At 63.0% G+C, this 16,076-nt stretch carries 19 protein-coding genes; 14 read left to right on the top strand and 5 right to left on the bottom strand.

Annotation, left to right across the window (positions count from 1 at the left end; genetic code table 11):
- The first annotated feature begins 15 nt into the window (after positions 1-15).
- The 6 genes from tsaB (at position 16) to miaB (ending at position 4,398) form a co-directional block, all read left to right on the top strand.
- Entirely contained in the window at positions 16-633 is a 618-nt protein-coding gene (gene tsaB, locus D6201_RS00615; RefSeq protein ID WP_120046947.1) for a tRNA (adenosine(37)-N6)-threonylcarbamoyltransferase complex dimerization subunit type 1 TsaB, read from the top strand.
- Positions 630-1,085, top strand: a complete 456-nt coding sequence (locus tag D6201_RS00610) for a GNAT family N-acetyltransferase (RefSeq protein ID WP_242447376.1) — start codon at positions 630-632, stop codon at positions 1,083-1,085. The genes tsaB and D6201_RS00610 overlap by 4 nt, the downstream gene beginning before the upstream one ends.
- A gap of 142 nt (positions 1,086-1,227) precedes the next feature.
- Positions 1,228-1,677, top strand: a complete 450-nt coding sequence (locus D6201_RS00605; protein WP_120049103.1) for a Ros/MucR family transcriptional regulator — start codon at positions 1,228-1,230, stop codon at positions 1,675-1,677.
- Positions 1,678-1,812: 135 nt separating this feature from the next.
- Positions 1,813-2,235 (top strand): Fur family transcriptional regulator, encoded by a 423-nt coding sequence (locus D6201_RS00600; RefSeq protein ID WP_120046946.1) that lies wholly within the window; start codon positions 1,813-1,815, stop codon positions 2,233-2,235.
- Positions 2,236-2,246: 11 nt separating this feature from the next.
- Complete coding sequence (locus D6201_RS00595; RefSeq protein ID WP_120046945.1) at positions 2,247-3,023, top strand: lysophospholipid acyltransferase family protein; 777 nt, start codon at positions 2,247-2,249, stop codon at positions 3,021-3,023.
- A gap of 13 nt (positions 3,024-3,036) precedes the next feature.
- Positions 3,037-4,398 carry a tRNA (N6-isopentenyl adenosine(37)-C2)-methylthiotransferase MiaB gene (gene miaB / locus D6201_RS00590; RefSeq protein WP_120046944.1) on the top strand — a complete coding sequence of 454 codons (1,362 nt, stop codon included), beginning with the start codon at positions 3,037-3,039 and terminating at the stop codon, positions 4,396-4,398.
- On the opposite strand, the gene D6201_RS00585 is transcribed toward miaB, so the two are convergent.
- Both D6201_RS00585 and D6201_RS00580 read right to left on the bottom strand, forming a co-directional pair.
- A complete protein-coding gene (locus D6201_RS00585; RefSeq protein WP_120046943.1) occupies positions 4,377-4,910 on the bottom strand; it encodes a hypothetical protein in 534 nt (177 codons plus the stop codon). The two genes, miaB and D6201_RS00585, sit on opposite strands and share 22 nt — an antisense overlap.
- Before the next feature lie 42 nt (positions 4,911-4,952).
- Entirely contained in the window at positions 4,953-5,717 is a 765-nt protein-coding gene (locus D6201_RS00580; RefSeq protein ID WP_120046942.1) for a hypothetical protein, read from the bottom strand.
- A 243-nt stretch (positions 5,718-5,960) separates the two neighbouring features.
- On the opposite strand from D6201_RS00580, the gene D6201_RS00575 reads away from it, so the two are divergent.
- The 4 genes from D6201_RS00575 to D6201_RS00560 all read left to right on the top strand — a co-directional run bounded on the left by D6201_RS00575 (position 5,961) and on the right by D6201_RS00560 (position 9,451).
- Complete coding sequence (locus D6201_RS00575; RefSeq protein ID WP_120046941.1) at positions 5,961-7,016, top strand: PhoH family protein; 1,056 nt, start codon at positions 5,961-5,963, stop codon at positions 7,014-7,016.
- A gap of 9 nt (positions 7,017-7,025) precedes the next feature.
- Positions 7,026-7,520 carry an rRNA maturation RNase YbeY gene (ybeY, locus tag D6201_RS00570; RefSeq protein WP_120046940.1) on the top strand — a complete coding sequence of 165 codons (495 nt, stop codon included), beginning with the start codon at positions 7,026-7,028 and terminating at the stop codon, positions 7,518-7,520.
- 17 nt (positions 7,521-7,537) lie between these two features.
- The gene (locus tag D6201_RS00565) at positions 7,538-8,479 is read left to right on the top strand and encodes a hemolysin family protein (RefSeq protein WP_120046939.1); all 942 of its coding nucleotides are present in this window, start codon (positions 7,538-7,540) and stop codon (positions 8,477-8,479) included.
- A gap of 93 nt (positions 8,480-8,572) precedes the next feature.
- Positions 8,573-9,451: a LysR substrate-binding domain-containing protein gene (locus D6201_RS00560; protein ID WP_120046938.1), complete on the top strand. Its 879-nt coding sequence runs from the start codon at positions 8,573-8,575 to the stop codon at positions 9,449-9,451.
- A 20-nt stretch (positions 9,452-9,471) separates the two neighbouring features.
- Here the strand turns inward: D6201_RS00560 and D6201_RS00555 are convergent, their stop codons facing one another.
- The gene (locus D6201_RS00555) at positions 9,472-9,936 is read right to left on the bottom strand and encodes a peptidylprolyl isomerase (RefSeq protein ID WP_120046937.1); all 465 of its coding nucleotides are present in this window, start codon (positions 9,934-9,936) and stop codon (positions 9,472-9,474) included.
- Between the two features lie 101 nt (positions 9,937-10,037).
- Here D6201_RS00555 and mgtE point away from each other — a divergent pair, with 101 nt between their 5' ends.
- Positions 10,038-11,456, top strand: a complete 1,419-nt coding sequence (mgtE, locus tag D6201_RS00550; protein WP_120046936.1) for a magnesium transporter — start codon at positions 10,038-10,040, stop codon at positions 11,454-11,456.
- 287 nt (positions 11,457-11,743) lie between these two features.
- Positions 11,744-12,340, top strand: a complete 597-nt coding sequence (locus D6201_RS00545; RefSeq protein ID WP_165853463.1) for an SRPBCC family protein — start codon at positions 11,744-11,746, stop codon at positions 12,338-12,340.
- Positions 12,341-12,492: 152 nt separating this feature from the next.
- On the opposite strand, the gene D6201_RS00540 is transcribed toward D6201_RS00545, so the two are convergent.
- Positions 12,493-14,217 (bottom strand): serine hydrolase, encoded by a 1,725-nt coding sequence (locus tag D6201_RS00540; RefSeq protein ID WP_120046934.1) that lies wholly within the window; start codon positions 14,215-14,217, stop codon positions 12,493-12,495.
- A gap of 166 nt (positions 14,218-14,383) precedes the next feature.
- Here D6201_RS00540 and D6201_RS00535 point away from each other — a divergent pair, with 166 nt between their 5' ends.
- Positions 14,384-14,773: a DUF1489 family protein gene (locus tag D6201_RS00535; RefSeq protein ID WP_120046933.1), complete on the top strand. Its 390-nt coding sequence runs from the start codon at positions 14,384-14,386 to the stop codon at positions 14,771-14,773.
- Here D6201_RS00535 and D6201_RS00530 read toward each other — a convergent pair.
- Positions 14,770-15,666 (bottom strand): hypothetical protein, encoded by an 897-nt coding sequence (locus D6201_RS00530; RefSeq protein ID WP_120046932.1) that lies wholly within the window; start codon positions 15,664-15,666, stop codon positions 14,770-14,772. The genes D6201_RS00535 and D6201_RS00530 overlap by 4 nt on opposite strands.
- A gap of 108 nt (positions 15,667-15,774) precedes the next feature.
- Here D6201_RS00530 and D6201_RS00525 point away from each other — a divergent pair, with 108 nt between their 5' ends.
- A complete protein-coding gene (locus tag D6201_RS00525) occupies positions 15,775-16,020 on the top strand; it encodes a hypothetical protein (RefSeq protein WP_120046931.1) in 246 nt (81 codons plus the stop codon).
- Positions 16,021-16,076 lie beyond the last annotated feature (56 nt).

Here is a 16,076-nt window from a genome sequence, read left to right as displayed (position 1 = left end):
CTAGGCGCTCTCGCGATGAGAGTGCTGGCAATAGATTGTGCGACGGAAGCCTGTTCGGCGGCGCTGTTCGAGGATGAAATGCTGCTCGATGGGCGCTGGGAAATCCTGGGTCGCGGTCATGCCGAGCGGCTCGTCCCCATGATTGCCGAATTGCCGCGGCGTGGCCGGGCGGATCGCATCCTCGTCTCGCTCGGCCCTGGCAGCTTCACCGGCACACGCATCGGCATTGCAGCCGCACGTGCGCTGGGTCTCGCGTGGGGCGCGCAGGTTCTGGGCTATCCGACATTGGCCCTGGTCGCAGCCATGGCGCAGGCAAAACGACCAGGCCCGGTCACCGTGTGCATGAGCGGCGGGCATGGCGAGTATTTCGTCCAGGATTTCGCCGAGAATGGCTTTCCGGCGGGCAATGTCCAATCGCTCGCACCTGCGGATGCTGCCGCACGCGGCGGTAACGAAACCATCGCCGGTAGCAAAGCCGATGCGCTCGATGCGATGCTGAGCACGTCTCATGACGCCTTGCACATTCTTCCCGACGCGCGTGAAGCCGGAAACCTGCCGCCGTCTTTGGCAATCGCCGACCTCAAACCGATTTACGGCCGCGCGCCTGACGCACGCAAACCAGCCGCACCATGACCATCGACGCGCTCGACACAATCATGGCGGTGATGCATGACGCGTTCGAACCGCGCTATGGCGAGGCGTGGACGCGCAAGCAGGTGTCAGACGCTCTTATCACTCCGAACACGCATTACCTGATTGCCGGCGGGTCGGCGCAACATGTCGTTCCAGAAGATGCAAAGGGCTTCGTCCTGTCGCGGCGGGCGGCCGACGAAGAGGAATTGCTGTTGATCGCCGTGCGTCCGCAATTTCGTGGACAGGGTGTCGGTCGCAGGCTGCTGGAGGAGTTCGCCACACGCGCCGCAGCAAACGGCGTCACCCGGCTTTTCCTGGAAATGCGCGAGGGCAATCCTGCAGAGCACCTTTACACGCAGTTCGGCTTTGCTCGTGTCGGCACCCGGCGTGGCTACTATCGTGGCGCGGTCGGCGGCCCGATCGACGCGATTACTTTTGCGCGCGAAGTGTAACCAGCCAATATTCTGCCCCAAACTGGCGTGATTTGCGCAATAGTTTCAAGCGGCATTGAATTTTGAACACTTATCCGGCAAAATGCGTAGCACACGGTCACTTGCAGGCCGAACGAAAAGCGGGATGCAAATAGAAAACGAAATGGAAGTCATGGAAAACGATACGAACGAAATGCTGATCACGCTGACCGCGGACATCGTAACAGCGCATGTCGCGAATAACGACGTCGAGGTCGATTCTGTGCCGTCCCTGATACAACAGGTGTATGGCGCGCTGTCGGGTCTGGGTGAGCAGGATAAGGAAGAGGAACGGCCCGAGCCAGCCGTTTCCGTGCGCGCATCGGTAAAGCCGGACTACATTGTCTGCCTGGAAGACGGCAAGAAGCTTAAAATGCTGAAGCGTTATTTACGCACGAATTACGACATGACCCCCGAGGAATATCGCGAGCGGTGGAACCTGCCCGCCGATTATCCGATGGTCGCGCCCAACTACGCTGAAAAGCGCCGTGAACTCGCCAAGAAAATCGGCCTGGGTCGCAAACCGGGCGAAAAGGTGAAGCGCAAGCGCACCACACGGAAGAAGGCGAGCTAATCGCCACGGCCCTTCCAGCGATCCGGGACTTCGTTCCGGGTCGAGCTTGAGTGAAGCGCCTCTGGCCGATAAGGCTTCGGGGCGCTTTTCTCTTGCGCGCACCGATCGAATTGAAAAGGTGGACGAAGCAGCACGATGATCGACCTTGAAGCCCTTTGCGCCGAACGCGGCTTGCGCATCACCGATCAGCGTCGGACGATTGCGAAAGTTCTGTCCGAGAGCGATGATCATCCCGATGTCGAGAAGCTTCACGAGCGCGCCTCCGCGATCGATCCGAAGATTTCCATCGCCACCGTCTATCGCACCGTGCGCCTGTTCGAAGAGGCGGGTATTCTCGATCGCCACGATTTCGGCGATGGCCGTGCGCGTTATGAAGCTGCGCCCGAAGCGCATCATGATCACTTGATCGACGTGGAAACCGGCAAGGTTGTCGAATTTGTCGATCCGGAACTTGAAGCGCTTCAGAAAGTCATTGCCGAGCGGCTCGGATACCGCCTCGTCGATCACCGGATGGAGCTTTATGCCGTCCGCCTCGATCGTGAAGAGAAAAAGGGCTGAGCGCACCCGCAATGTCGAAGGCCGTTGCCGCTCAGACCGCTCACATCTCACTCATCGGCTATCTTCTGATCGCGCTCCGGTTGCCGCTGATGCTGGCACTGCTGCTGATCTGCGTGCCGCTGCATTATCTGTGGCGGATGCTGGGGCTGGACCGGACTTGGCCGCGCGTGTTCCTGACCGGCGTCGGCTTCGTCATCGGTCTTCGCATCCGTCGGCAAGGCAAGCGTGTGCCGGGCGCATTATTGTTGGCCAACCATGTCAGCTGGATGGACATCCTGGCCCTCTCGCAAGCCGCGAACAGCGCCTATGTCGCCCATGATGGCTTGGCACGGTTCGGCTTCCTGAAATGGCTGTGCGAGATGAACGAAACGGTCTTCGTTGCCCGCCATCGCCGCGCCGAGGTTTCCAAGCAGGCCGTTCAAATCCGCGCCGCGTTGGACCACGGTGGCACTCTGACGCTGTTCCCCGAAGGCACCACGGCGGATGGCACAGTTCTGCTGCCCTTCAAATCCAGTCTGCTCGGCGCGCTGGAACCCCTGCCCGAGGGCGCCAGCGTGCAGCCCGTCTTGCTCGACTATGCCGATGCACCGCAGATCGCCTGGGTCGGAGAGGAGCCGGGGCTCGACAATTTCAAGCGAATCCTCGCGCGGCTTAAACCGTTGCGCATCGATGTGCATTTCTTTCAGCCGCTCGAAGGTGAGGAACTGACCAATCGCAAGACCATGACCGCTGCCGCGCGTGGGCAGATCGAGCGGGCACTGCTTTCATCACGCCGCAATTTATCCTAAAGACGTGGGCCTCATGAAAAGCACGGACAAACCACGGACCTACAGGGTCAAGAGCTTCGGCTGCCAGATGAACGTCTACGATGGCGAACGCATGGGCGAACTGCTCGAAGCGAAGGGCATCGCACCCGCACGGGAAGACGAAGATGCCGATCTGGTCGTGCTGAACACCTGCCATATCCGCGAAAAGGCGACTGAAAAGGTCTATTCCGATGTCGGTCGCATCGAAAAGGCGGGCCGCCTTGCCGGAAAGACGCCGATGATTGCCGTGGCAGGCTGTGTGGCGCAGGCAGAGGGCGAGGAAATCATGAAGCGCGCGCCGGGCGTGGGCATGGTGGTCGGGCCGCAGGCCTATCATCGCCTCGGCGATATGGTCGATCGCGCCGCCTTGGGAGAGCGCAGCACCGACACAGACATGCCGGAGAATGCAAAGTTCGCCGAGCTTCCGTCGCGCGGCACGCGCTCCCCGACCGCATTTCTCACCGTCCAGGAAGGGTGCGACAAGTTCTGCACCTATTGCGTGGTGCCTTATACCCGCGGCGCGGAGATCTCTCGCCCCTTCACAGAGCTGGTGGACGAGGCAAAGCGGCTGGTCGATCAAGGTGCGCGCGAAATCACGCTGCTGGGGCAGAACGTGAATGCGTGGTCGGGCGAGGACGCCATTGGCCACGCGCAGGGTCTCGATGGGCTCATCAGAGCGATCGCCAAGCTGCCGTCATTGGAGCGCATCCGCTATACAACCAGCCATCCGAACGATTTCACCGACGGCCTGGTGCGCTGTCACGGCGAGGAGGAGAAGCTTATGCCATTCCTCCATTTGCCGGTGCAGAGCGGGTCCGACCGCGTGCTGAAAGCCATGAACCGCAGCCACACCGCAGAAAGCTATCTGCACCTGCTCGACCGCGTACGCGCCGCGCGCCCCGATATCGCGCTGAGCGGCGATTTCATTGTCGGTTTTCCTGGCGAAACGGATGCCGATTTCGAAGAGACGCTGAAACTCGTCGATACGGTCGGTTACGCGCAGGCGTTCAGTTTCAAATATTCTCCTCGCCCCGGAACGCCTGCCGCCGCGATGGACAGCCAGATTCCGCGCGAGGTCATGGACGAGCGGCTGCAGCGCCTGCAGGCCGCGCTGAACCGCGATCAGCTGGCCTTTAACGAAGCAAGCATTGGGCGCGCCTGTGATGTGCTGGTCGAGCGCAAGGGCAAGCTATCCGGGCAATGGCTCGGCAAATCGCCCTGGCTGCAATCGGTCCATTTCACTGCCGAAGCCGCCATCGGTGACATGGTCCGCGTAGAGCTGGTGGAAGCCGGTGCCAATTCGCTCGGCGCGCGCGCTTCGGAGCCGGTTTCAGCTCAATCAACGAGTTCGCGGTAATCCGGATCTTCCGAGATCAGCACGTCGCCGCGACGACTGGTGCGCTCTGCCGGGGCGACGGTGGGATTGCCGGGATAGGAAAGTCCGTCGAAGCGCATCAAGGCGCGGCCATAGTCCCTGCCTCCACCGCCATAGGCGACGACGAGGTCGGACCAGCCGCGTGTCTCGCTGTCCAGCACGGCTATAGGCGTACGCGTTACGGTCGCGTCCATGACGATGCGGTAGCCGTTGAAATCGGGCGTCAGCACCAGCGCGTTGCAGCCGCCTGAGCCGCAGTAATAATTCGAGCGGATATGCACGATGGCTTCGTCGCGCCCATCATCATCGAGGTCGTATGAAACCATCGCGTAGTCGATCTCCCCCTCGCGCCCGAACCTTTCGATAAGCGCGTCTTCAATTGCGCCGCGGTCGACGCTGCGATCGTCGTCTCCACCAAAACCGATGGTGGAACAGCCCGCGAGCAGAAATGCGGGCAAGCTAGCGACGAGGACTTTGAAGAAGTTTGTTTTCATGCCTTCTCAAGCCGCGCGGGGATAGCCGGTTCCGAAGCGGCCCTATTCGTCGCGCTCATACTCTCGCGAAACCGCCCTTGCGAGCTGAATGGCGGGTGCATTCGGCCTGAGCGAATACAGCGCGGTCAGATAGGCGCGGTCGAAGCGGGAAAGCCACTGCGCCCCACCTTCGTTCGGAAATGGTGCGGTCACGCTGGAGGGATCGGGAATGCCATCGCGAAGCGGCGCAAGGTCGGGGGCGAGCAAGCGCATTGTGGCATAGTCGGCAAGACGATCCGTCTCCATGCCGACCGCGGCATCCGCGTCGATTACAACGGCCGCGCTCACGACCCCGCGGCTATAGGACAAGGACGTGCGGCTTGGCCTGCCATAGGTGTTGACGCGGGTCTGGACATTGAGCGCCGAAGCCGAACCCCCGGTTCCGACAATATCGCTGGAATGCGCCACCCGGCGACCGCCCTGGTCGCGGTTCTCCTCATTGTGCCAGACGATGACCGGTTCGTCTCTCGCAATGGCTGCTTCGACACTGTTGCGCACATCGCTGGGCAAGATGCCGGGCTGCTCTTCCGTGATACGCGCTATGACCGCTGCCGGATCGCTCCATACGACGACCAGCGCGTTCACACGGCATCCCTCCGGCTGAACCTCCAAGCCGACATCGCGCGCATTGTCTGCGATGCGGTCCCGGATAAGTGCATAGCCGGTCGGGTTAAGGCCGGTGACGGACACGCAAAGCGCATCGAAGTACCGGGTTGCAGGAGTATCTGGGCCGTGCGTATCGGCAAGGCGCTGCACCAGGCTCCGCACGGTGCTCGCTCCTCGAGCCGCTCACCCTGCACCACGATCTCGGCACTGTCGGCTTCCTGTGCGGTAGCCGCGCTGGCGCAGGCGAGCGTGGCGATGGCGACGCAGCCGAAAATTTTGCGAGCGATTGGCACCGTCAGTCTCCTTCCCTGCCGACCTGCGGCTTTCCACCACGCAGCGGCGGACTTGGTCTTGTGTCGCGTCGCAGGCAGCGTATCTTGCGTTTGACCAAAGCGAAAGGAATCGATGGCCCGCAAATCGACCAGTGCCGGCACCCGCAGCAGCGACCATCCGGCATTCTTGAACCGTTCCGCCTCGGGCGAGCCCGGTGCCGGACGGGCACGGATAGAAATCGGCTTCGATGAACAGGCCGTCCTCGGCGCATTGTTCGGCGAATTCGACACCAATCTTGTCCAGATTGAAAACCGGCTCGGCGTGTTTATTGCAGCGAGAGGCGATAAGGTGTCCATCGAAGGGCCTGCTGAAGAAGTCGCCCGTGCGCGCGACGTGCTGATGAAAATGCACGAAAAGCTGCTGACGGGCGAGGAAATGGACGCCGGCGCGATCGAGGCGCTGATCGCCATGTCCAATGAACCGACGCTGGAAGGCATCATTACCGGCGATGCGAAAGCGCCGCCAATCATGATCCGCACGCGCAAAAGAACCATCACGCCGCGCAGCGCCATGCAGGGTGAATATATGCACCTGCTGGCGAAGAAGGACGTCATATTCGCGCTCGGCCCGGCGGGCACCGGCAAGACCTACCTCGCCGTTGCGCAGGCGATCAGCCAGCTTATCACCGGCAGCGTGCAGCGCCTGATCCTGTCGCGCCCTGCGGTCGAGGCGGGCGAGAAGCTGGGCTTCCTCCCCGGCGACATGAAGGAGAAGGTCGATCCCTATCTACGCCCGCTTTACGATGCGCTCTACGATTGCATGCCGCCAGAGCAGGTCGATCGGCGTATCGCCAGCGGAGAGATCGAGATCGCGCCCATCGCCTTCATGCGTGGTCGGACGCTCGCGGACGCCTTCGTGATCCTGGACGAAGCGCAGAACACCACGAAGGAACAGATGAAGATGTTCCTGACACGCTTCGGGCAGAACAGCCGCATGGTCGTTTGCGGCGATCCGCGGCAGGTGGACATTCCCGGAGGCGACCGCATGAGCGGCCTTGCCGACGCGGTCGAGCGGCTGGAAGATGTCGAAGGCATCGGCGTCACGCGCTTCACCGCCGCCGACGTGGTCCGCCACCCGATCGTGGGGCGTATCGTCGAGGCGTATGAAGGCGAGGATGCAGCGCCCTGAGGGCGGAAGATGCAGATCGAAATCGACATCGAGGAATGGCCAGATGGCAACTGGCCGGACCTGGCCAAGCGCACTGCCGATGCTGCTGCGCAGGTCGCGCCGGAGCTCGCCAATCCGCGTCTGGTCGCCAGCCTGCTCTTCACGACGGACGACGTGGTGCACCAACTCAATCGCGAATGGCGCGGCAAGGACAAGCCCACAAATGTGCTTAGCTTTCCCATGGTCGAGCGCACCGATCTCGTGCATCTCGACCCCGATGAAGGCGCGCCGGAAATGCTCGGTGATATTGCTCTTGCGCATAAGACCTGCGCCCGGGAAGCGCGCGAGAAAGAAATATCACTGGAGGACCACGCAGCGCATTTGATCGTCCACGGCATGCTTCACCTCGCCGGTTACGATCACGAGACATCCGATGCCGATGCCGAGGAAATGGAGGCGATGGAAGTGAAGGCGCTTGCACTTTTGGGCATCGCGAACCCATATACCGCTCACGAAACCGAATAAGGACTAGCGACAGGGCGATGCCCGACACCGAAAAACCGGACGGCTCTCAATCGGGAGACGCGGACAGTAGCAGCGGCGGCGGATTGTGGAACGCGATCCGCGGCCTGTTCGAAGACGATGCCGACACCTCGCTGCGCGCGCAGCTGGAAGAGGCGATCGACGAGCATGAGGACGAGGCCGCGCGCAATGGCGGCGAGGAGGCGGATGGCAGCGATCTGTCCTCCGCCGAGGTCGTCATGCTCAAGAACCTCCTGCATTTCAGCGAGCACGATGCCGATGACGTGGCCATCCCGCGCAGCGAGATCATCGCCATCGACGCCGCCGCCAGCTGGGACGAGATGGTCGCCGCCTTCGCGGAACACGGCATCAGCCGCATGCCGGTATATCAGGGCCAGCTCGATGAAGTGATTGGCATGATGCACATCAAGGATGTGTTCGCCTATCTCGCCAGCGGTGAAAAGCCGCCCGAAGAATGGTCCACGCTGATGCGCCAGCCGCTCTACGTACCGCAGGCGCGCGGCGCGATGGATGTGCTGGCCGACATGCGCGCGCGCCGTACGCATCTGGCTATCGTGGTCGATGAATTTTCCGGCACGGACGGCATTATCACGATCGAGGATCTGGTCGAGGAAATCGTCGGCGAGATCGAGGACGAGCACGACGACGATCCGATCGAGCATCTGATCGAAGTCAATCCCGGCATGTGGGATGCCGACGCCCGCGCCGAACTGGATGATGTGGCCGAAAAGGTGGGCGACAAGCAGCTGGCCGAGGTCGAGCAGCCGGTCGACACGCTGGGCGGCCTCGCCTTTCTGCTGGCCGAAGAGGTGCCGCAGCCCGGCGCCGTGCTCGATCATCCCAGCGGCTGGAAGATCGAGGTGATGGAGGGCGACGAAACGCATGTCACGCGCCTCCGCCTTCATGCCCCGCCCGAAGCGGGCGACGACGAAGACGAGTGATCGGGCGCATGCATGCTGCGATGCAGCGAAAAATTGCGTGTCATTTGCGATTGCCTCTCGACACCGGCCCCCGCGCTGGCGACATAGACAGCCGTGCGTCGTCTTCCGCCCTTACGCGCCCTGGAGGCTTTCATCCGCACCGTGCGGCTCGGCTCCGCGCGTGCGGCGGCGAATGAGCTTGCGCTGAGCCCTTCGGCCCTTTCACGCCGGATTACCAATCTGGAAGAGTTTACGGGACGCAAGCTATTTTCCCGCTCGGGACAGACCATGCGGCTGACCGATGAAGGCCGCGCTTTCTACGATGCGGTCGCCCCGCAGCTCGAGGCGCTCGCGGCAGCGGTCGAGACGCAGAGCGAGAACCTGCAGCTGATGCGCTTGCGACTGGGCGTGATGCCGCTTTTCGGCACACAGCGCCTCTTCCCACGGCTTGGCGAGCTGCGCGCCAGCCATCCGCGCCTGCATCTCGATATCGATACCGGCCCGCACCTGATTGACCGCGTCGGCGATACGCTCGACGCGGCGATCGGGCTTACCGCGGAGCCGGATCCCTCGCTCTACAGCGTTCAGCTGGATCAGAACACGATCCACGCCATCGCCAATGTCGAGCTCGCCAAGCAGCTTGGCGACACGCCCGATGCCGAGGCGCTGGCAAAGCAGACCTTCCTCGTCCACACCGACATGCCTGCCAGTTTCGAGGCATGGAAGGCGGCACTGGGTCTGAAAGGCATGCAGCCTGCCGCAATCGATCACTACGATTCCGGTCAGCTCATCCTGGAGGCGGCGGCGCAGTCCATCGGCATCGCCATCATGCATGACGACCACTTGGCGCGGAACAAGGACCCCCGTCTCGCGCGGCTATACGACCAGCGCGTCGAAAGCCCCTATTCCTACTGGTTCATGTGTCGCCCGGCGGACCTCGAGGCCCGACCGGTGCGCATCTTCCATGACTGGCTGGTGCAGGCGGGGCTCTAGCGCCCCGCCCGCAAGCCGGATCAGCCCACGGTCGCTTTCACGATCTTGCCCGGATTGGCGGGCGGCTCGCCCTTGGGCAGCGCGTCGACATGGTCCATGCCGCTCTCGACTTCGCCCCAGACGGTGTATTGCCGATCGAGGAAGCGGGCATCGTCGAAGCAGATGAAGAACTGGCTGTTCGCGCTGTTCGGATCCTGCGTGCGGGCCATGGAGCAGGTGCCGCGCGTATGGGCGTGATCGCTGAATTCCTGATCGAGATTCGGCTTGTCGCTGCCGCTCATGCCGGTGCCGGTCGGATCGCCGCCTTGCGCCATGAAGCCGGGGATCACGCGATGGAACACGACGCCATCGTAGAAGCCGTCCTTGGCCAGTTCGGTAATCCGCTCGACATGCTTGGGCGCAAGGTCCGGCCGCAGCTTGATGACCACGTCCTTGCCGTCCCCATCGCCGGTGTCGAGGGTGAAGGTGAGTGTCTGGTCAGCCATATGCGGTGTCTCCTGATTGCGTTTGCGCGCCTACATAGGGACTTGGGGGGCAATGTCACGGCTCGCTTGCTTTTGCGGGAGAGCGCAATAGACCGCTCGCCATGAGCGCAACCGATCTCCAGGACCGCGACGTCGAGACACCCGTTCAGGGCGAAGGCGAGCAGTTCGACGAGGAGAACCGGCTGAAGCCTGAATTCGTCCGCCAGGTCCGCGAGAGCCTGCGCGACGACAATGAGGACAGCACGTATGACCTCGTCGAGCCGCTCCACCCGGCCGACATTGCCGACCTGTTCGAGCTGTTCGAGCGGGAAGATCGCACCATGCTCGCCGCCGCCATCACGGATCTGATGGGCAGCGAGGTGATCGCCGAGCTCAACGACTACGTGCGAGAGGACATGCTGGAGGCGCTGCCGCCCGAAGCGGTCGCCGACATCGTCGAACAGCTGGAGACGGACGATGCCGTCCAGCTGATCGAGGACCTCGACGAGCCGGACCAGCGCGCCATCCTGTCCCAAGTCGAACCCGGGGACCGCGCCGCGATCGAGAGCGCCCTCACCTATCCGGAGGAGAGCGCGGGCCGCCTGATGCAGCGCGAGCTGGTTGCCGTGCCAGAAAGCATGACGGTGGGGGATCTCATCGACTATCTGCGGAAGAGCGACGACCTGATCACCGAGTTCTGGGAAGTGTTCATCGTCGATCACCGCTACCACCCGGTCGGATCCTGCCAGCTGAGCTGGACCCTGCGCACCCCGCGCGACATCGCCCTGACCGACGTGATGAAGCGGGACCAGACGCTGATCCCCGTGGGCATGGACCAGGAAGAGGTCGCGCTCCGCTTTCAGAAGTATGCCCTGATCTCCGCCGCCGTGGTGGATGAGAGCGGGCGACTGGTCGGCCAGCTGACGGTCGACGACATCGTCCACATCATCCAGGAGGAAGCGGACGAGGACGTCATGCTGCTGTCGGGCGCGGGCGAAGGCGATATCAATGAGCCGCTGCGCGACGCATACTCCGCCCGCGTGCGCTGGCTGATCGCCAATCTCGGCACCGCCGTTGTGGCCAGCGCCATCATCGCTTTCTTCGGCGCCGCGATCGAGCAGCTGGTGGCGCTCGCCATCCTCATGCCCATCGTCGCCAGCATCGGCGGCAATGCCGGCACGCAGACGATGGCGGTGACGGTGCGCGCCATCGCCATGAACCAGCTCACCCGAAGCAACACGAAGCGCATCCTGCTTCGGGAGCTGAAGGTGGCGCTGATGAACGGCGCGACGGTCGCCGTGCTGATCGGCATCGCGACCGCCTTGCTGTTCACGCCGCAACTCGGCGCGGTGATCGCGGCGGCCATGATCGTCAACATCATCGTCTCCGGCATGGCGGGCGTGCTGGTGCCCGTCGCCTTCGAGCGGCTGGACCAGGACCCGGCGGTGGCGAGCAGCGTGTTCGTGACCATGATCACCGACTCGATGGGCTTCTTCGCCTTCCTCGGCCTCGCCGTCCTGGCAGGCCTCGCCACCGTGTGAGTGTTGCACCAAACGCAAGGGTGTTACAGGTGTGACTGTGTCCTGAGGAAGAAATTCCCGGCACACGCAGCGCGGCTGTGAGGGGCGTAAATACTGAGCTAGCGGGCGGATATGCATGGACGGGAGGGGCTGGCACGGCGGTAATGGTGTAGGACAGCAAAGCGCCATCCGAAATCACAGGGTGCGCGCTCTGATTTCCATCTTCCTTGCATCGGAGCAGTGTATGAGCGACCAACCCTCTCGATGGAGAAGCTGAACCGATGAGAAATACGCTACTTGCCCTGATATTGTTCGGCGCGCTCGCCACGACGCCATCGGTCAGTGCTGCTGCCCAAGATGAACAACAAGATGCGGCCGGTGTGGTCATGTCCGAGATGGTGCGTATCAGCGAGAGTGAAATGGCTCTCAAGCAATCGGTGATCGTTGATGCCGACCTCGAACAGACGTGGGCGTTTTTTACCGAGCCGAGCCAGGTCATGCGCTGGATGGCACCTGTGGCCGATGTCGATCTGAGGACTGGGGGCACGATCCGAACGCACTACGATAGCTGCGCTTCCATCGGAGATGCCAATACGATCGAGCTTACCATCGTGAACTTCGTGCCGCAGCACCTGCTGACCCTGCAATCGAACCTCGACACCGCGCGCGAAGCAGAGTGGATGAACGAGGAAATCTACGCGCGGCGCGAAAATCTTTACAATGTCATCGAGTTTACGCCGCTTGATCGCGATCGAACGCAAATCACCAGCTGGGGCCTTGGTTATGGCGATGGACCGACATGGCAAACCATGTTCGATTTCTTCATCCGGGGAAACGAATGGTCCTTCGGACAATTGAACAGGGCCATCGCTGGCGAAGAGGTATGGCCAGACTGCGCCAATTGAGCACAGGGTAGGAGATGACTACCACGTGCTTCATTCGTAACCGATCCGAGCGACTGGGAAGTGTTCCTGAGATCGGCCTGTAGTCTCTTCCTTCGAATACACGACTGGCACCGGCAAAAAGGCCGTTTGAGATGAGCCAGTAATCGGACCCCTCACTCGACCACCGTCAGCGGCGACACCCGTCCATCTTGCGTGAACGTCGCACCGACTATCTCGCCATTCTCCTCGGCAAACGCCACTTCGGCATTCACGGCGCGGTAGAAGAATTCGGTCTGAGAACGCGGATAGATCGGCAAGGCGGCCTGGCCCGTCACCGCGGCCATCAGCTGATCGCCTTCGCGCGTGATGACGAGATCCACGCCGGGGCCGAAGCGATAGGTGCCGACGACGCGGTCCAGCTGGGCGGTGGTGAGGGTTACTTCGTCGCGCGCCACTTCGACGGGCGCATCGGGCACGGGCTGCGCCTCGGCCAGGGGCGCGCCGGCCAGCAGGTGCAGCGCAATGTCCTGCGTCGAGGGCTCTATGGCGCTGTTGGTCAGTACCACCACGCCGCGCCCGGTATTTTCCTGAACGGCGACATGCGCGCGAAAGCCGCCCGTGCCGCCGCCATGCATGGCGATCATGCCGCTCGGCGTGTTTGCCACCATCCAGCCCAGTCCGCTGCGATAGCCCGGCGCATCGCGCAGGTCCGACAGGGCAAGCTGCATGGCGGGCGCGATCGCCGATTGCGGGTCCATCGCGGCGTGGGCGAATTTGAGCAGGTCGGTGGCGTTGGATTTCAGCGCCCCGGCGGCCGACAAGGCGTTCATGCTCCAGGCCAGCGTCTCCCGATTGTATTCGTCGCGCCCGGTGGCGAAGCGCGCCTGCTGCTCGTCGCTGAGCGTGATCGCAGTATCGGTCATCTCCAGCGGATCGAGGATGCGCTGGCGCAGCAGCGTTTCGAAATCGGCACCGCCCGCCCGCTCCAGCGCGTAGCCGAGCAGGCCGAAGCCGAGATTGGAGTAGGCATATTCGCTGCCGATATCGCGGGTGAGCTCGTAGCCCGAGAGAAATTCGAGCAGTTCCGCCTCGCCATAATCAACATAGGGATCGCGAATGTCTGCCGCGGCCATATTATCTGGCAAGCGCGGCAGGCCGCTATCGTGGCGGGCAAGGTTCTTCAGCGTGATCTGCTGGCCATTCCGGCTCGGCATGGTTACGCCGTCGGGCAGGTAGTCGGCCACCGGATCGTCCAGCGAAACGGTGCCGTCGAGCGCCATGTCGGCAAGCAGCAATGCGGCGAAGACCTTCGTGATGGAGCCGATTTCGAACAGAGTGTCCGCATCGTAGGGCGTGCCCTCGCCCGGCCCATTGGAGACCACGCGGATGCCGTCGGGCGTCAGCATGCCGACCACCATGCCGGTGCCCGGCCGCATGGCGAGCCGCTCGCCCACGATCTCGGACACCGCATCATTCGCCGGGATCGCCCAGTCCGCCGGGAGCGCAGGCTGCGCGGCAGCGCTGCGCTCGGGCCGTGTGCCGGGGGTGAGAGCAAGCGGCAGCGCTTGCCCGCCCTGATTGAAGAAGCCGCGCCAACCCTGCTGCGCCGCGTCCCACTCCGCCTCGTATCGGCCGCCGATGACGGGTACGGTGATGGTCAGGCTGTCGCCTTCCTGCACGATCTCGCCGACCGGAATGTCGAAACTGTTCTGCGCCGGGCTGTCGAGTGTCCCGGTCAGCGTGCCGTCCGCGGCCCGCTCGATATTCACGCCGATGGGCAGCTGCACCGTGCCCGCATCGAGCATGCCTTCCCAATAGCCGACTGGATCCTGCGCCGCGGCGGGCGTCGCGATCACGAGTGCGGGTGCGGCAAGCGCCGCGGCCAGAGTGTAACGCATGGTGTCATCCCTTCCTGTGTCCAACCCGCCACGATGGCGTTTCCGATCGGACAGTCATCTCGCATGCCGAAGTCTTACAGGATTTTTGGGAAACGCAAATCCGTGCGGGTTTCAGGCGACTTGCGCAGTGCTTGAGGATCGCGCCGGCGACCCTATCTCTCACCCCATGCCGCTGCATCTGACCAAGATCGCTTTCGGAGCGAAGAGCTTCGGCGATATCGAGCGGTGGTATGCGGGGCGCAGCAGTCCTCATCTGACCACCCGCTATCGCCCGACGCGGTGGGAGGAATGCATCGGCGGATCGCTCTTCTGGATCCACGATCACAATCTGGTCGCCCGTTCGCCGATCCTCGGCTTCTCTCAGACCGATAATGGCCGCTGGCGGATCGAGATGGAGCCACGCCTCATCCGCGTGCTGCCGCGCCCGAAGCGCGCGCATCAGGGCTGGCGCTATCTGAAAGGCGAACCCCCGCGCGATCTGGAGGACGGCGAGGATGTGGGCGATCTCATCCCCGGCCGCCTGGCGGGCAAACTGCAACGGCTGGGATTGATCTAGCGCGCTGCCGGCTGATCCGGGCACATCAGTGTCAGCGTCTCTTCCTCGAAATCGTAGGCGATGCTGGCGCAGTGGCCGATCGTGTCCAGACCGACATACATGCGCTGGCGCGGCATGTCGTCGTCGCGCGCGGTGACGACGATCTCGTCCGGATCGGGCGCGCTCTCGCCGATGGTCGATGAGCTGCCATGATCGCTGGTTCGCACGGCGATGTTGCGGATTTCCAGCTCGCCAAGCATCAGCGGTTCACGCAAGGTCAGCGGGCGGACGGGGCGTGCCACCTTGTAAAGGATATCCATCTCTTGCGCTTCCCCGTCGAAGTAACCGCCTTGCCCCTCGGCAATCAGTGCACCGCCGGTCGCGCTGACGAGCGTTTCCGGTCTGTCGAAGCTGAAGGCCACGTGGATCGGCACCCCGCCGACCTCGATCCGCGTTCCCGCGAGCGTACGCCCCATCTTGTGCAGCGGCAGGACGATGGCACGGTCATCGCTCGTCTGCGCGCGCAGGCGCAGCGTCACGCGCTCATGCGGAAAGCCGGCCGGGCCGACAACTCCGTCCGCGCCGTCGACGATGATCGCTTCGCTGAAAGCGGTGCGGCGGCGAAATCGCTCGCCCTGCGCCTCGTAGCGGATTGTGTCGGTGCGGAAGGGCAGATGGGTCGGGCCGATCACGAACACGAAGTTGAAAAGGCTGGGCTCCAGCCCAAGCCTCTCCGCCGCCGCAGCGTTTACGGCGGGTGCCTGCACGGCGTCTGGCGCGATCAGCATCCGCACCGGCTGGCCGTTGACAAGAATGTCGATCGGTTCGCGCGCATTGGCAACCAGATGATCCTGCGCCTGCGCCGCACCGGCGACTGTCAGAGCGATGGCCGCGGCGAGAATGCGAAAAGTCATAAATGCTCCGTGCTGGCGTCGCGCAGCCGAAGCCAAATCGCGATGAACGGCGCATGTATTCGGAACGCCTGCCCGCCCTCGCCCGTTGAAAAGGCAAAGGAGATTACAATGCCAGAACGCCAGAACCGCCATCCCGACAATGAACTGATCGACAGCATGCAGGACGGTCTTTCGCCCTCGCAGGGCAGCCGCTCCGGGGGCGAAGTGCCCAAGCAGGTCGGCACCAGAGGTGAACTCAATCGCGCGACCGATCCGGAAAATCGCGAACCCGCCGTGGGCAGCGACAATCCGCAGCAGGACGCGATGAAGGGTCCGAAAACGCTCGCCGCGATGCAGGATTCGCGAAAGAGCTGACGAAAGAAATTAGTGATCGAGAAAGGCGGGTAGCGCATCGGCGTTGCCCGCCTTTC

Source organism: Aurantiacibacter aquimixticola (assembly GCF_003605475.1).
GTDB lineage: Bacteria > Pseudomonadota > Alphaproteobacteria > Sphingomonadales > Sphingomonadaceae > Alteraurantiacibacter > Alteraurantiacibacter aquimixticola_B.
This window is presented reverse-complemented; position numbering and strand designations above follow the sequence as displayed.

Excerpts from the sequence above, each read along its gene's own strand:
- tsaB (WP_120046947.1), top strand. The coding sequence starts at position 16 with ATGAGAGTGCTGGCAATAGATTGTGCGACGGAAGCCTGTTCGGCGGCG.
- D6201_RS00610 (WP_242447376.1), top strand. The coding sequence starts at position 630 with ATGACCATCGACGCGCTCGACACAATCATGGCGGTGATGCATGACGCG.
- D6201_RS00605 (WP_120049103.1), top strand. The coding sequence starts at position 1,228 with ATGGAAGTCATGGAAAACGATACGAACGAAATGCTGATCACGCTGACC.
- D6201_RS00600 (WP_120046946.1), top strand. The coding sequence starts at position 1,813 with ATGATCGACCTTGAAGCCCTTTGCGCCGAACGCGGCTTGCGCATCACC.
- D6201_RS00595 (WP_120046945.1), top strand. The coding sequence starts at position 2,247 with ATGTCGAAGGCCGTTGCCGCTCAGACCGCTCACATCTCACTCATCGGC.
- miaB (WP_120046944.1), top strand. The coding sequence starts at position 3,037 with ATGAAAAGCACGGACAAACCACGGACCTACAGGGTCAAGAGCTTCGGC.
- D6201_RS00585 (WP_120046943.1), bottom strand. The coding sequence starts at position 4,910 with ATGAAAACAAACTTCTTCAAAGTCCTCGTCGCTAGCTTGCCCGCATTT.
- D6201_RS00575 (WP_120046941.1), top strand. The coding sequence starts at position 5,961 with ATGGCCCGCAAATCGACCAGTGCCGGCACCCGCAGCAGCGACCATCCG.
- ybeY (WP_120046940.1), top strand. The coding sequence starts at position 7,026 with ATGCAGATCGAAATCGACATCGAGGAATGGCCAGATGGCAACTGGCCG.
- D6201_RS00565 (WP_120046939.1), top strand. The coding sequence starts at position 7,538 with ATGCCCGACACCGAAAAACCGGACGGCTCTCAATCGGGAGACGCGGAC.
- D6201_RS00555 (WP_120046937.1), bottom strand. The coding sequence starts at position 9,936 with ATGGCTGACCAGACACTCACCTTCACCCTCGACACCGGCGATGGGGAC.
- mgtE (WP_120046936.1), top strand. The coding sequence starts at position 10,038 with ATGAGCGCAACCGATCTCCAGGACCGCGACGTCGAGACACCCGTTCAG.
- D6201_RS00540 (WP_120046934.1), bottom strand. The coding sequence starts at position 14,217 with ATGCGTTACACTCTGGCCGCGGCGCTTGCCGCACCCGCACTCGTGATC.
- D6201_RS00535 (WP_120046933.1), top strand. The coding sequence starts at position 14,384 with ATGCCGCTGCATCTGACCAAGATCGCTTTCGGAGCGAAGAGCTTCGGC.
- D6201_RS00530 (WP_120046932.1), bottom strand. The coding sequence starts at position 15,666 with ATGACTTTTCGCATTCTCGCCGCGGCCATCGCTCTGACAGTCGCCGGT.
- D6201_RS00525 (WP_120046931.1), top strand. The coding sequence starts at position 15,775 with ATGCCAGAACGCCAGAACCGCCATCCCGACAATGAACTGATCGACAGC.